General features: G+C 59.4%; 12 protein-coding genes. 7 read left to right on the top strand and 5 right to left on the bottom strand.

The window, feature by feature from the left end:
- Positions 1 to 95: 95 nt before the first annotated feature.
- Positions 96 to 1490, top strand: coding sequence for a dihydrolipoyl dehydrogenase (gene lpdA / locus QZ196_RS04585; protein ID WP_296424370.1), 1395 nt, complete (start codon positions 96 to 98; stop codon positions 1488 to 1490).
- A gap of 203 nt (positions 1491 to 1693) precedes the next feature.
- Here the strand turns inward: lpdA and QZ196_RS04580 are convergent, their stop codons facing one another.
- Positions 1694 to 2200 carry a hydrolase gene (locus QZ196_RS04580; RefSeq protein WP_296424367.1) on the bottom strand — a complete coding sequence of 169 codons (507 nt, stop codon included), beginning with the start codon at positions 2198 to 2200 and terminating at the stop codon, positions 1694 to 1696.
- 201 nt (positions 2201 to 2401) lie between these two features.
- Here QZ196_RS04580 and uvrA point away from each other — a divergent pair, with 201 nt between their 5' ends.
- On the top strand, positions 2402 to 5260 hold the full coding sequence (gene uvrA, locus QZ196_RS04575; RefSeq protein WP_296424365.1) for an excinuclease ABC subunit UvrA: 2859 nt from the start codon (positions 2402 to 2404) through the stop codon (positions 5258 to 5260).
- A gap of 78 nt (positions 5261 to 5338) precedes the next feature.
- Here uvrA and mmsB read toward each other — a convergent pair whose 3' ends face one another.
- From mmsB to QZ196_RS04560, 3 genes are read right to left on the bottom strand one after another with little or no spacing between them, the layout of a single operon-like run.
- Positions 5339 to 6205: a 3-hydroxyisobutyrate dehydrogenase gene (gene mmsB, locus QZ196_RS04570; protein WP_296424363.1), complete on the bottom strand. Its 867-nt coding sequence runs from the start codon at positions 6203 to 6205 to the stop codon at positions 5339 to 5341.
- Positions 6202 to 7245, bottom strand: coding sequence for an enoyl-CoA hydratase/isomerase family protein (locus QZ196_RS04565; protein ID WP_296424362.1), 1044 nt, complete (start codon positions 7243 to 7245; stop codon positions 6202 to 6204). The genes mmsB and QZ196_RS04565 overlap by 4 nt, the downstream gene beginning before the upstream one ends.
- 48 nt (positions 7246 to 7293) lie before the next feature.
- Positions 7294 to 8430 (bottom strand): acyl-CoA dehydrogenase family protein, encoded by a 1137-nt coding sequence (locus QZ196_RS04560; protein ID WP_296424360.1) that lies wholly within the window; start codon positions 8428 to 8430, stop codon positions 7294 to 7296.
- Positions 8431 to 8562: 132 nt separating this feature from the next.
- On the opposite strand from QZ196_RS04560, the gene QZ196_RS04555 reads away from it, so the two are divergent.
- The 3 genes from QZ196_RS04555 to QZ196_RS04545 all read left to right on the top strand — a co-directional run bounded on the left by QZ196_RS04555 (position 8563) and on the right by QZ196_RS04545 (position 10314).
- Complete coding sequence (locus QZ196_RS04555) at positions 8563 to 9525, top strand: glycosyltransferase (protein ID WP_296424358.1); 963 nt, start codon at positions 8563 to 8565, stop codon at positions 9523 to 9525.
- Between the two features lie 227 nt (positions 9526 to 9752).
- Positions 9753 to 9938, top strand: coding sequence for a hypothetical protein (locus QZ196_RS04550; RefSeq protein WP_296424356.1), 186 nt, complete (start codon positions 9753 to 9755; stop codon positions 9936 to 9938).
- Between the two features lies 1 nt (position 9939).
- Positions 9940 to 10314, top strand: a complete 375-nt coding sequence (locus tag QZ196_RS04545) for a hypothetical protein (RefSeq protein WP_296424355.1) — start codon at positions 9940 to 9942, stop codon at positions 10312 to 10314.
- A gap of 3 nt (positions 10315 to 10317) precedes the next feature.
- Here QZ196_RS04545 and QZ196_RS04540 read toward each other — a convergent pair whose 3' ends face one another.
- Positions 10318 to 11817: a CoA-acylating methylmalonate-semialdehyde dehydrogenase gene (locus QZ196_RS04540; protein WP_296424352.1), complete on the bottom strand. Its 1500-nt coding sequence runs from the start codon at positions 11815 to 11817 to the stop codon at positions 10318 to 10320.
- A gap of 95 nt (positions 11818 to 11912) precedes the next feature.
- On the opposite strand from QZ196_RS04540, the gene QZ196_RS04535 reads away from it, so the two are divergent.
- Complete coding sequence (locus tag QZ196_RS04535; RefSeq protein WP_296424351.1) at positions 11913 to 12815, top strand: LysR family transcriptional regulator; 903 nt, start codon at positions 11913 to 11915, stop codon at positions 12813 to 12815.
- Positions 12816 to 12853: 38 nt separating this feature from the next.
- Entirely contained in the window at positions 12854 to 13288 is a 435-nt protein-coding gene (locus tag QZ196_RS04530; protein WP_296424348.1) for a CBS domain-containing protein, read from the top strand.
- Positions 13289 to 13314 lie beyond the last annotated feature (26 nt).

Raw genomic sequence — 13314 nt, 5'->3', positions numbered from 1 at the left:
GCATCCGCGCGATAGCTGATATGCCTTAAGGTCACTAGAGGTCCCTTTGGAAATAGTTTAGTGTTCAACTAAATTTGAAACTGGAGGGCCCGTGCATGGCTGCGAAGAACTTTGACCTGATCGTAATCGGTGCTGGACCGGGCGGCTATGTGGCCGCAATTAGGGGCGCACAGTTGGGGATGAATGTCGCCATCGTGGAGCGTGAGCATCTGGGCGGTATCTGTCTGAACTGGGGGTGCATCCCGACCAAGGCGATGCTGCGCAGTTCGGAAGTGTTTCATCTGATGCACCGGGCCAAGGAATTTGGCCTGAAGGCGGATGGAATCGGCTATGATCTTGATGCGGTTGTAAAGCGGTCGCGCGGTATTGCGGCGCAGCTGTCGGGTGGTATCGGCCATTTGATGAAGAAGAATAAGGTCACGGTCTTTATGGGCGAGGCTATGATCCCCGCAAAAGGTAAAGTGACTGTTAAAGGTGAGAAGGGAACCGAGGAACTGACGGCGAAGAACATCGTTCTGGCCACCGGCGCTCGTGCCCGCGAATTGCCCGGCCTCGAGGCGGATGGCGACCTGGTCTGGACCTACAAGCACGCGCTGACGCCCAAACGGATGCCCAAAAAGCTGCTGGTCATCGGTTCGGGCGCGATTGGGATTGAATTTGCTAGCTTTTACAACACGCTGGGTGCCGACACGACGGTCGTTGAAGTGATGGACCGCGTGCTGCCCGTAGAGGACGCCGAGATTTCGGCCTTTGCCAAAAAGGCGTTCGTGAAGCAGGGCATGAAGATCATGGAGAAATCCATGGTCAAACAGCTGGACCGTGGCAACGGCAAGGTGGTCGCCCATATCGAGGCTGGCGGCAAGATTGAAAAGATGGAATTCGATACTGTTATCAGTGCGGTAGGCATTATTGGTAACGTGGAAAATCTAGGGCTTGAGGCGCTGGGTGTCAAGATTGACCGGACCCATGTCGTGACCGATGAATTCTGCCGCACCGGGATTGAGGGGCTTTATGCGATTGGCGATATCGCCGGGGCACCCTGGCTGGCGCACAAAGCGTCGCACGAGGGCGTCATGGTGGCCGAACTGATCGCGGGCAAACATGCGCATCCCGTCAAGCCAGAGAGCATTGCCGGCTGCACCTATTGCCATCCACAGGTCGCCAGCGTGGGGTATACGGAGGCCAAGGCGAAAGATCTGGGTTATGACATCAAGGTTGGTCGTTTTCCCTTTATCGGTAACGGCAAAGCCATCGCGTTGGGTGAACCCGAGGGCATGGTAAAGACGATCTTTGATGCCAAGACAGGCGAGCTGTTGGGCGCGCATATGGTGGGCGCGGAAGTGACGGAGCTGATCCAGGGCTATGTTGTGGGCCGCCAGTTGGAGACCACGGAAGAGGACCTGATGAACACTGTGTTCCCGCATCCGACATTGTCCGAAATGATGCATGAAAGTGTGCTGGACGCTTACGGGCGGGCGATCCATTTCTGAGCGGGCGCAACGCACGGTGACTATTGAGGGCCTGTCGGAAACGGCGGGCCTTTTTCATGTGTTAAAGCCCTATTTTATTGGGAAATTGGCGATGCAGACGCCGTGCAGAACCTGTACAGACCGCGTAAGTACCGATGTCATGCACCGGGCGGGTTAATCTGGCGTGCGGTCAAGGTGTGCATGCCGCGTTAAGACATGCGGGATCAGAGGCGTGCAACGCCGATGACGTAGTTCTTGCCATAGGCTTTGGCGCATTTGGGGCAGGTGGTGTAGAAGAAATAAACCGTGTCGGATGTGCCGCCTTTGGATTTGGCGAGGGCGCGCATGTCATCGTGCCAATGTCTGGCTTCGCGATAGGGCCCCTCAAACACTTTGGTGATGAAATCGCCCGACAGCTTGATGGTTTCTTCGTCGGGGACGGGGTTTGACACGGAGAAGAGATGCTCGGCCCGCCATGGGGACAAATCGCGGCTGAGGACGATGCAGTTGTCGTTGTCATAAGCGCCGGCATCGTCGATATGCCCTTGGACCCGGCCAAAGACCCTGCCCATGTCGATTGGGATATGCAGCGCGCTTTTGGTAATAGCGCGGATGAAGTCCTTGTCCTTGAAGTGCAGGTCTGCGTTGTCCCAGCCGCGTGGGTTGAATTTGGGGCAGCAACCGGTGGTGTTCACGCTGTCGTCGTAGTGGGGAAGGGCATTGGTTTGCATGGCCGTCACCTGTATTATTGGGCAATGCCATTTTAGCAGATTGGCGGATGGGCCGATTGCGGCAGGTCAAGTGCGGCGGCAGGCCCGTGTGAATGCGGGCAGGGTGAAATAAATGTGTAAATGTTCCGCCTATGTTCTATATTGCGGTTGGACCATGCTGTTGGCTGCCTTATGTGCCTACAGGTGGATGAGGGTGAAGACATGGCTGAGCTGAAATACATCGAAGTGCGCGGCGCGCGCGAACATAACCTGAAGAACATCGACGTGGATATTCCGCGTGACAAGCTGGTGGTGATCACCGGGCTGTCGGGGTCGGGAAAGTCTTCGTTGGCGTTCGACACGATCTATGCAGAGGGGCAGCGGCGCTATGTCGAGAGCCTGAGCGCGTATGCACGGCAGTTTCTGGATATGATGGAAAAGCCCGATGTCGATCATATTTCAGGGCTAAGCCCGGCCATTTCGATCGAGCAAAAAACCACATCGAAAAACCCGCGGTCCACCGTTGGCACGATTACCGAGATTTACGACTATCTGCGGCTGTTGTTCGCCCGTGCGGGCACGCCCTATTCGCCGACCACCGGTCTGCCGATCGAGGCGCAGCAGGTGCAGGATATGGTCGACCGGGTGATGGCCCTGGAGGACGGCACGCGGGGGTATCTGCTGGCGCCGATCGTGCGTGACCGCAAGGGCGAGTATCGCAAGGAGTTTCTGGAGCTACGCAAGCAGGGGTTCCAGCGGGTCAAGGTGGACGGCGCATTCTATGAGCTGGACGAGCCGCCGACGCTGGACAAGAAGTTTCGCCACGACATTGATGTGGTCGTTGACCGGATCGTGGTGCGCGAGGGGCTGGAGACGCGGCTTGCCGATAGTTTCCGCACCGCATTGGATCTGGCCGATGGAATTACCGTGCTTGAGACGGCACCGGCTGAGGGCGCGCCGGAGCGGCTGACATTTTCCGAGAAATTCGCCTGTCCGGTGTCGGGGTTCACCATCCCCGAGATTGAGCCGCGTTTGTTTTCGTTCAACGCACCGTTTGGGGCCTGTCCGTCGTGTGACGGGTTGGGGGTCGAGCTGTTCTTTGATGAGCAACTCGTGGTGCCTGATGTCACGCTGAAGATTGCCGATGGTGCATTGGCGCCGTGGCGCAAGGGGAAATCCCCCTATTTCCTGCAGACGATCGAGGCGATTGCCAAACATTACGGGTTCAACAAGAACGCCCGCTGGAAGGATTTGGACCCCGCCGTGCAGCAGGTGTTTCTGTACGGCTCGGGCAAGCAGGAGATCAAGTTTCGGTATGATGAAGGTGGCCGCGTCTATCAGGTAGAGCGGGCCTTTGAGGGTGTGATCCCCAATATGGAGCGCCGATACCGCGAGACCGACAGCAATTGGATCCGCGAAGAGTTCGAGGGCTTTCAGAATAACCGCAACTGCGGAGCCTGCGGTGGGTTCCGTCTGCGCGAAGAGGCGTTGGCCGTGAAGATTGGCGGCCTGCATGTGGGTCACGTCGTGCAGATGTCGATCAAGGAGGCCTATGATTGGTGCAAGGCCGTGCCGGATCAGCTGAGCAAGCAGAAGAACGAAATTGCCAAGGCGATTTTGAAAGAAGTGCGCGAGCGGCTGGGGTTTTTGAACAATGTGGGCCTTGAGTATCTGACGCTATCGCGCAATTCGGGGACGTTGTCGGGCGGCGAAAGCCAGCGGATCAGGCTGGCCAGTCAGATCGGGTCGGGGTTGCAGGGGGTGCTTTATGTGTTGGACGAGCCGTCGATCGGGTTGCACCAGCGCGACAATGACCGGCTGCTGACGACGCTGAAGAACCTGCGCGATCAGGGCAATACGGTGATCGTGGTCGAACATGACGAGGAGGCGATCCGCGAGGCGGATTATGTCTTTGATATCGGGCCTGGGGCCGGGGTGCATGGCGGGCAGGTTGTTGCCAAGGGCACACCCGCCGAGATTATGGCCGATCCGGCGTCGGTGACGGGTCAGTATCTGATCGGCGCGCGCGAGATCGCGGTGCCAAAGGTGCGCCGCAAGGGCACCCAGAAAAAGCTGACCGTCGTCAAGGCCACGGGCAATAACCTGCAAAATGTCACGGCGGATTTTCCGCTGGGGATGTTTGTTTGTGTGACGGGCGTGTCAGGTGGCGGCAAATCCACGCTGACGATCGAGACCTTGTTCAAGAATGCGTCGATGAAGTTGAATGGCGCGCGCCAGACGCCGGGGCCTTGTGAGACGATCAAAGGGTTTGAGCATCTTGATAAGGTGATTGATATTGACCAGCGCCCCATTGGTCGCACACCACGGTCGAACCCGGCGACATATACGGGCGCGTTCACCCCGATCCGCGAGTGGTTTGCCGGGCTGCCCGAGGCGAAGGCGCGCGGCTATAAACCGGGGCGGTTTTCGTTCAACGTGAAGGGCGGGCGTTGCGAGGCGTGTCAGGGTGATGGTGTCATCAAGATCGAGATGCACTTTTTGCCCGACGTTTATGTGACCTGCGAGACGTGCAAGGGCGCGCGGTATAACCGCGAGACCTTGGAGATCAAGTTCAAAGGTAAATCCATTGCCGATGTGCTGGACATGAATGTGGAAGACGCGCAGCAGTTCTTTACGGCGGTGCCGAGCATTCGTGAGAAGATGGATGCGCTGATGCGGGTCGGGCTGGGGTATATCAAGGTTGGTCAACAGGCGACGACGCTGTCGGGCGGTGAGGCGCAGCGGGTGAAGTTGAGCAAGGAACTTGCGCGGCGATCAACGGGGCGCACGCTGTATATTCTGGATGAGCCGACGACGGGCCTGCATTTCGAGGATGTGCGCAAGCTGTTGGAGGTGCTGCATGAGTTGGTGGATCAGGGCAATTCCGTTGTCGTGATCGAGCATAATCTGGATGTGATCAAGACGGCCGACCATATCATTGATATTGGTCCTGAGGGTGGCGATGGTGGTGGCCGGATCGTTGCGACCGGGACACCCGAGAAAGTCGCCGAGGTCGCGGAAAGTCACACGGGTCGCTATCTCAAGGAGATGTTGCGCCCGCGCAAGTTGGCCGCTGAATAACGCAGGTTTGCTAAGGGTGTTATCAAATTTCCAGAAATTTGATGCGCGCCGCGCGGGAGTATTTCAGGACATAAGAAATTATCCGCGCCCGCGTTTTTCGAAGCGGGGCAGCATGGCCGAAAAGTCACGACCTGCGCCGTTTTCGTTTTCGACGAACTGTGCATAAAGGGCGCGGGCGGCGTGACCCATGGGTGTGTCCGCATCCACAGCCTGAGCGGCCATTTGCGCGAGATTCAGGTCTTTGAGCATCAGTTCAGCGGCGAAGCCCGGTTTGTAATCGTTGTCAGCCGGGCTGGTCGGGCCGATACCGGGGGCGGGGCAGTAGGCGGTCATGCTCCAGGAGGCACCTGATGATGTGCTGACCACGTCGAACATGGCCTGCCGGTCGAGCCCGAGTTTGTCGGCCAGCACGAAAGCCTCGCAGGTGGCGATCATGGTGACGCCGAGGATCATGTTGTTGCAGATTTTGGCGGCTTGGCCGTTGCCGGCCAGCCCGCAGTGGACGGCTTTTTGGCCCATGATGTCGAAAAGTGGTTTGACGGTGGCGAAGGCGGCATCCGGGCCGCCGGCCATGAATGTCAGGGTGCCGTTGGTGGCCCCGCCGATACCGCCCGAGACCGGGGCGTCCATCGCGTGCAGCCCCCTGCCTTCGGCCTGAGCGGCCACGGCGCGCGCGCTTTCGACGTCAATCGTCGAGCAGTCCAGGTGGATTGCGCCCGGCTTCATCACCGGGTGAATTTCGGATGCGACCGCGCGCAAAATATTGCCGTTGGGCAGCATGGTGATCACGACGTCGGCGTCTTTTGCGGCTGCGGCGGCGCTGTCGGCCAAGGTGAGGCCATCGGGTTTGGCCGCTGTATCAAAGCCGATGACATCATGTTTTTTTGCAAGGTTTGCCGCCATGGGTGCGCCCATGTTGCCCAGTCCGATGAAGCCTATTTTCATGATGGTTCCTCCCATTGCAGCGCATCCTGGCCCAGTGGCAGGGTCATGCGCAAGATATCCTTGCCGGGCACGTCTTCCCAGCTTTTGTGTTGCCAGCGCGGGGTGCGATCGCGGTCGATGATCGCCGCACGAATGCCTTCGATAAAGTCGCCCTGGGCGACGCAGCGGAAGGTATAGCGGAATTCCTGATCCAGTGCGTTTTCAATACGTTGACCCATGCGGACGCGGTGGATGATCTCGGTGGCTACGGCCATTGCCAGGGGCGCGTTGCGGTCCATCAATTTGCGCGCGCGTTCGGCTGTCGGGCCGGGCGTGAATGCCATGGCGCGGTAGATATCGCCAAGCCGGTCACCGCTGAAAATCCGGTCGATGTCGGCTTGCCATCCTTGGAGGCGGCTTGGCGGGGCGGGGTGGGCTGCGGCATCAACGGCGGCGGGCGCGCCGGTGCGGGCCAGGGTTTGTTTGAGCGTGTCCCAATGTAGTTCAGGGATGTAGTAGTCGGCGAAGCCTGCATGGAGCGCATCACCCGCATCCATGCGGTCGCCGGTCAGGCCGAGGTATTCGCCGCAGTGGCCCGGTGCGCGCGCCAGAATAAGCGATCCGCCGACGTCGGGGACCAGTCCGATGGTACATTCCGGCATTGCGATCTGGCTACTGTCGCAGACGATCCTGTGTGAGCCGTGGCAGCCGATGCCGACGCCGCCACCCATCGTAAAGCCCTGCAGAAAGGTGACGACAGGTTTCGGGAACTTGAACAGTTTCGCATTGAGCCGGTATTCGTCGCGCCAGAAGCGGCGGCCATAGTCCGCATCGCCGCGTTTGCCGGTTGCGTACATTTCCGCAATGTCACCGCCCGAGCAAAAGGCGCGGTCGCCGGCACCGTCGATGATGATCAGGGCAACGTCGGGGTCGTTGCGCCAGTCGTCCAGGGCGGTTTCGATGGCGAGGCACATGTCCCATGTCAGCGCATTGAGCACCTGGGGCCGGTTAAGCGTAATATGTCCGGCGCGCCCGGTTTTGCGGATGAGGATATCGGTCATGGTCTGTCCGGGGTGGAGGTCCCGGATCAGGTCCGGGACGGTGTTGCGTTATTGGATCAGGTGCCGCGCGGTGATCAGCCGCATGATTTCATTGGTGCCTTCAAGGATTTGATGGACCCGCAGGTCGCGCACGATCTTTTCGATCCCGTAGTCGGCAAGATAGCCATATCCACCATGCAGCTGCAAGCAGCCGTCGGCGACGCGGCTGCCGACTTCGGTTGCATTCTTCTTGGCCATTGCGCAGAATTTTGTCGCATCAGCCGCGCAGGTGTCGAGTTTCCACGCAGCCTGGCGCAGGAAGATGCGGGCGGATTGCAGGTCGATTTCCATGTCGGCAAGGCGAAATTGCAGACCTTGGAACTGGTCAATGGATTTGCCGAAGGCGTGGCGTTCGCGCATATACGCCAGCGTCTGGTCGAGTGCCGATTGCGCCGCCCCGATGGAGCAGGCGGCGATGTTGAGCCGCCCACCGTCAAGGCCTGCCATCGCGTATCTGAAGCCTTGGCCTTCGTCGCCAAGCAGATTTTCGGCCGGTGTCGTGCAATCATCAAGCTGCACTTGCCGGGTTGGCTGGGACCGCCAGCCCATCTTGTCCTCGAGCCCGCCAAATGACAGGCCGGGTGCGTCGGCTTCGACCAGCAGTGCGCTGATCCCTTTGGGGCCGTCATCGCCGGTGCGCGCCATCACGATATAGCCATCGGAATAGCCGCCGCCTGAGATGAATGCCTTGGTTCCGGTCAGGCTGTAGCCGTTGTCGGTACGCTGTGCGCGCGTTTTCAGTGCGGCAGCATCGGAGCCGGACGCCGGTTCTGTCAGGCAGTACGACAGGACCATGTCCATGCGCAGCGCGCGGGGCAGGACGCGGGCACGCAGGGCATCCGAGCCATAGGTTTCGATCATCTTTGCACACATGTTGTGGATCGAAAGGAAAGCGGCAACCGAGGCGCAGGACTGTGAGAGGGCTTCGAAGACGAACGTTGCGTCAAGGCGCGACAGCCCTGATCCGCCATTGTCTTCGGACACATAAAGCCCGCCAAACCCCAGATCGGCAAGTCTCGGCCAAAGGTCTTTGGGGATTGTGCCCGCGCTTTCCCAAATGCGGGCGTTGGGGGCGATATGTTCGGCGCCAAACGCCTGTGCCATGTCAAAGATGGCGGTTTGCTCTTCGGTCAGGGCGAAGTCCATGATATCTTCCCTCGGTAAGAATTGAACACTTGTTCATATTGTCGAGTTGTTTGTTGCCTTTGGCAACCCATTGCAGCATGGGTCCAGCCATGGGGAGACTGGCATCGTAAATTATCGTTCCGGAGGGTGGTCATGGCGAACCTGAAACCAAAGATAGCGATTGGTGTGATCACACATCGCAGACTGGATATGCTGTCGACATTGTTGGACAGTATTTTGGCCATGGCGCCGTTGCCCGACGCCGATATCATTGTCGTGGTCGTCGAGAATGACACGGTCATGACCACGCAGTCGCTTGTCGAAGGGCACCCGCTGGGAGAGGTGTTTGCGGTCAAGCTGGCGCTGCAGCCGGAACTGGGTATTCCGTTTGCCCGCAATAAGGTGCTTGATATGGCGCTGGCTGAGGGCTGTGATTTTCTTGCGTTTGTCGATGATGATGAGGTGGTCGCGCAAGATTGGCTGCAAAAGCTGTACGCGGGTATTGCGACACGCGACCTTGATCTGGTGGGTGGCCCGGTTCTGTTCGACCCACCGGCGGGCGCGGAATTGGCGTTTGTACAACGCAGCGTGCTTGCCGATGTGCGGACCCGCGCCGCGCGCAACCACGCGGAGCGCGCACAAAGCGTAGGGTCGGCGCGCGAAGGCGGCTTTGCGATTTTCACAGGCAATTGGATGCTGCGCCTTGCGACCCAGCGCCGTCTGGGCACCCGATTCGATGAGAGCCTGCGTTTTTCAGGCGGTGAAGACAGTGCATTTCACGCAAGCTTTGCAGCGGCGGGGGGCCGGACGGGGTGGGTTGCGGATGCGGTGGCGACCGAAATACGTCCGCTGTCGCGTTTGACCCTGAGATATCATTTCCAACGCTGTCGCGACCTTGAAATGAGCCGGCTGTCGCGGCGCCCAAAGCGCAAGTTGGATGCGTTTGTGATGTATTTCGTCGGCGTCATGCGTGCGACGGTTTATCTGCTGGTGTCACCGTTTGACAAGTTCCGAGGTCTGGCACTGGCCGCGCGAAACCTTGGCAAGGCGACGGGGCGCGTTCAGGCGGCATTTGGACAGCAAAGCCAGCATTATACGCCGGGCACCACCAGCTGACCGATGGGCATTAGTATTTGATTATTCTTGCCTGTGCATAAGAGCATGAGCAGCAAAAGGATAATTGAGTGTCCCAACAGCGAATCGGCGGTATCGTCATTCATGGCGTTGGCAATCCGGACAATTCCCGCCCGGAGCGTACCGATGCATTGTCATTTTCCAAAGATATGTCCCGCCGGGTTCGGCGGAATTTGGGTGAAAGGGCGGGCCATGTCGCCTGACGCGAGGTGTTCTGGGAGGACATTCTGCACGGGCGGCAGGCCGCATATTTCAAAACGATCCGCGACAAGACAAATGCGGATGCACCGCGCGCGTTCATCATGTCTGCGTTGTCGGACGCGGCGGCCTATCGCAAGACAGCAGACAGCGGATGGATCGGCGGCGATTTACGAACAGGTCCACGCCCGTATTGAAATGGCCGGGCGCGATATGGAAGCCGATATCGGCCCTGACGGCGCGGTGTTGATTCTGGCCCATTCGCTGGGCGGGCACATCGTGTCGCACTATATTCACGATTTGCAGCGGTTTGAAAAACGCACTGGCACCGGGCGGTACAGGTCGCCCTTGCAAAACATGCGCAAGGTGGCGGGGCTGATGACCTTTGGCTGCAACATTCCGGTGTTACTGCTTGCCTATCCGCCGGAAGAGCTACGGCAATTGCGCGATGTGCCGATCAGTCTGGGCGCGCCATTGGCGGTCAGGTGGGACCCGCTTTCACACGGGTCCTGCTGGGATGATGCCGATCTGATTGCACCGGTGGCGCATTACATCGGCAAGATGCTGGTGTGATACTTAGTCCATCAACGGGATCGAGAAGGCGCTGCCATCCTTGATACCCGAGGGCCAACGCGACGTGACGGTTTTGGTCCGGGTGTAGAACTTGAACGCATCCGGCCCGTGCTGGTTGAGATCGCCGAACATGGATTTCTTCCAGCCACCAAAGGTGTGATAGGCCAGCGGCACGGGGATCGGCACGTTGATGCCGACCATACCGATGTTGATCCGGTTGGCAAAGTCGCGTGCCGCGTCGCCATCGCGGGTGAAAATCGCGGTGCCGTTGCCGTATTCGTGATCCATCGCGAGACCCAGCGCCTCTTCGTAGGATTGCGCGCGCACGCAGGACAGGACGGGGCCAAAGATTTCCTTGGTGTAGATGTCCATGTCTTTGGTGACGCGGTCGAACAGGTGGGGCCCGACAAAGAACCCGTCTTCATAGCCTTGCAGGTTGAAATCGCGGCCATCGACGACCAGTTCGGCGCCTTGGGCCACACCGGATTCGATGAGCTTGAGGATGTTTGCCTTGGCCGCTGCCGTGACGACCGGGCCGTAGTCCACGTCGTTACCGGATGTATATGGCCCAACCTTGAGCTTTTCGATGCGCGGGATCAGTTTCGCAATCAGCCGATCGGCAGTTTCATCACCGACAGGGACCGCAACCGAGATCGCCATGCAGCGTTCGCCAGCGGCACCGTAGCCCGCGCCGATCAGCGCATCGGCAGCTTGGTCCATGTCGGCGTCGGGCATGATGATCATGTGGTTTTTGGCGCCGCCGAAACACTGCACCCGTTTGCCGTTCGCGCAGCCACGTCCGTAAATATATTCGGCGATGGGCGTCGAGCCGACAAAGCCGATGGACTGAATCACATCGTGATCAAGGATCGCATCCACAGCTTCCTTGTCGCCGTTGACGACCTGCAGGATCCCTTTGGGCAGGCCCGCTTCTTCCATGAGTTCAGCCAGCATCAATGGCACGGATGGGTCACGTTCAGACGGTTTGAGGATGAAAGCGTTGCCGCAGGCGATGGCGGGGGCGAACATCCACAGCGGGATCATGGCGGGGAAGTTGAACGGGGTGATGCCGGCGGTGACGCCAAGCGCCTGTTTCATGGAATACATGTCGATGCCGGGGCCCGCGCTGTCGGTGAATTCACCCTTGAGCAACTGCGGCGCGCCAATGCAGTATTCGACGACTTCGAGGCCGCGGATCACGTCGCCCTTGGCATCGGGCAGGGTCTTGCCATGCTCGCGGCTGAGGGCTTCGGCGAGTTTGTCCATGTCGCGGTTCAGCAGGCCAACAAAGGCCATCATGACGCGCGCGCGACGCTGGGGGTTGACGGAGGCCCATGCGGGCTGGGCTTTGGCGGCGATTTCGACCGCTTGGGCCATTTCCGCAGCATTGGCGAGCGGCACGCGTGCCTGCACTTCGCCGGTGGCGGGGTTGTAGACATCGGCAAAGCGGCCTGATGTGCCTTTGACGTGCGTGCCGCCGATGTAGTGCGTCAGTTCTTGCATGATATCCTCCTGAGATTTGTGACACTATAGGCTTGCGTTTTTGAACCTAAAAGAATGAATATATCAAAATCATTTTGCAAAGATGCAAGGACGCCATGGAGAACTGGGATGATATGCGGGTGTTTCTAGCTGTGGCGCGGGCCGAAAGCCTGTCGGGTGCGGCACCGATGCTGAAGATGGACCCGGCCACATTGGGCCGCCGTGTCGCGCGGTTGGAGCGTGCATTGGGCGCGGCGTTGTTTGTGAAATCACCGCAAGGCTATGCGCTGACCGATCTGGGCGAGCGGATGCGGGACCGCGCTGCAGAGGCGGAAGTGCAGTTGGCATTGGCATTTGACGAAGGGCAGGGCGCGTCCGCAGGGCTGACGGGGCAGATCAGGATCGGGGCACCGGATGGCGCTGCGAATTTTCTGCTGCCGCAGGTCTGCGCCGCGATCCGGGCGGACAACCCCAATCTGGAGGTGCAGATTTTGGCCCTGCCGCGGGTCGTGAACCTGTCGCGGCGCGAGGCGGATATGGCGATTACCGTCAGCCCCCCGGCGGCGGGGCGGCTGACGGTGCGCAAGGTCACGGATTATCAACTGCATCTGGCGATGCGTGCGGATGCGCGGCCCGTGCGGACGTTGGATGACCTGAAGGGCAGGCCGGTTGTGGGCTATATCCCCGACATGATTTTCGACAAAGAGTTGGATTATCTGGGGGCATTGGGTGCGGATGGTGTGCAGCTTGCGTCAAATTCAGTGGCGGTGCAGTTGCAGATGATCCGGCAAAGCGGCGTGGGGATCGTGCACGACTTTGCGCTGCCGTTCGCACCCGAACTGCGCCGGGTCCTGACGGATCAGGTGTCACTGACGCGGTCATTCTATCTGGTGCGCCATACGTCTGATCGGCAATCGGACCGGCTGACGCGGTTTGCTGCGGCCTTGACGGTGGGCATCCATGCGGAAGTTGCCCGATTGGAGACCTTGGCACGCTTGACAGATAGCGTGGTGATTTGACACGCTGTCATTCTAGGAGTCCGGCAAAGGAGCCCGTTATGATCGTTTCACAAATTTTGAAGTCGAAGGCCGATGTCGGCGTTATCTGGGTGCGTCCGACGGACCATGTCAGGGAGGCCGTCAAGCTGTTGTCGGAAAAACGGATCGGCACGGTGGTGGTGTCGGAGGATGGCACGTCGCTGGATGGGATTCTGTCGGAACGCGATATCGTGCGCGAAATGGGCCGGCGCGGCACGTCCTGTCTGGATGAGCCGGTCAGCGCGATGATGACGGCCAAGCTGGTGACATGTGCGCCGACAGACAGCGCGGATGCGGTGCTTGAGATGATGACCAACGGGCGGTTTCGGCATTTGCCGGTTGTTGACGGCGGGGCGATGATCGGGCTGATTTCGATCGGCGATGTGGTCAAGGCGCGGCTGTCAGAGTTGTCGATGGAAAAGGATGCGCTGCAGGGGATGATTATGGGGCACTAGCCCACTTGCATTCTGGCTGGCAATAT

Source organism: Yoonia sp., assembly GCF_017854565.1.
Taxonomy (GTDB): Bacteria; Pseudomonadota; Alphaproteobacteria; order Rhodobacterales; family Rhodobacteraceae; genus Yoonia.
This window is presented reverse-complemented; position numbering and strand designations above follow the sequence as displayed.

Excerpts from the sequence above, each read along its gene's own strand:
- lpdA (WP_296424370.1), top strand. The coding sequence starts at position 96 with ATGGCTGCGAAGAACTTTGACCTGATCGTAATCGGTGCTGGACCGGGC.
- QZ196_RS04580 (WP_296424367.1), bottom strand. The coding sequence starts at position 2,200 with ATGCAAACCAATGCCCTTCCCCACTACGACGACAGCGTGAACACCACC.
- uvrA (WP_296424365.1), top strand. The coding sequence starts at position 2,402 with ATGGCTGAGCTGAAATACATCGAAGTGCGCGGCGCGCGCGAACATAAC.
- mmsB (WP_296424363.1), bottom strand. The coding sequence starts at position 6,205 with ATGAAAATAGGCTTCATCGGACTGGGCAACATGGGCGCACCCATGGCG.
- QZ196_RS04565 (WP_296424362.1), bottom strand. The coding sequence starts at position 7,245 with ATGACCGATATCCTCATCCGCAAAACCGGGCGCGCCGGACATATTACG.
- QZ196_RS04560 (WP_296424360.1), bottom strand. The coding sequence starts at position 8,430 with ATGGACTTCGCCCTGACCGAAGAGCAAACCGCCATCTTTGACATGGCA.
- QZ196_RS04555 (WP_296424358.1), top strand. The coding sequence starts at position 8,563 with ATGGCGAACCTGAAACCAAAGATAGCGATTGGTGTGATCACACATCGC.
- QZ196_RS04545 (WP_296424355.1), top strand. The coding sequence starts at position 9,940 with ATGGCCGGGCGCGATATGGAAGCCGATATCGGCCCTGACGGCGCGGTG.
- QZ196_RS04540 (WP_296424352.1), bottom strand. The coding sequence starts at position 11,817 with ATGCAAGAACTGACGCACTACATCGGCGGCACGCACGTCAAAGGCACA.
- QZ196_RS04535 (WP_296424351.1), top strand. The coding sequence starts at position 11,913 with ATGGAGAACTGGGATGATATGCGGGTGTTTCTAGCTGTGGCGCGGGCC.
- QZ196_RS04530 (WP_296424348.1), top strand. The coding sequence starts at position 12,854 with ATGATCGTTTCACAAATTTTGAAGTCGAAGGCCGATGTCGGCGTTATC.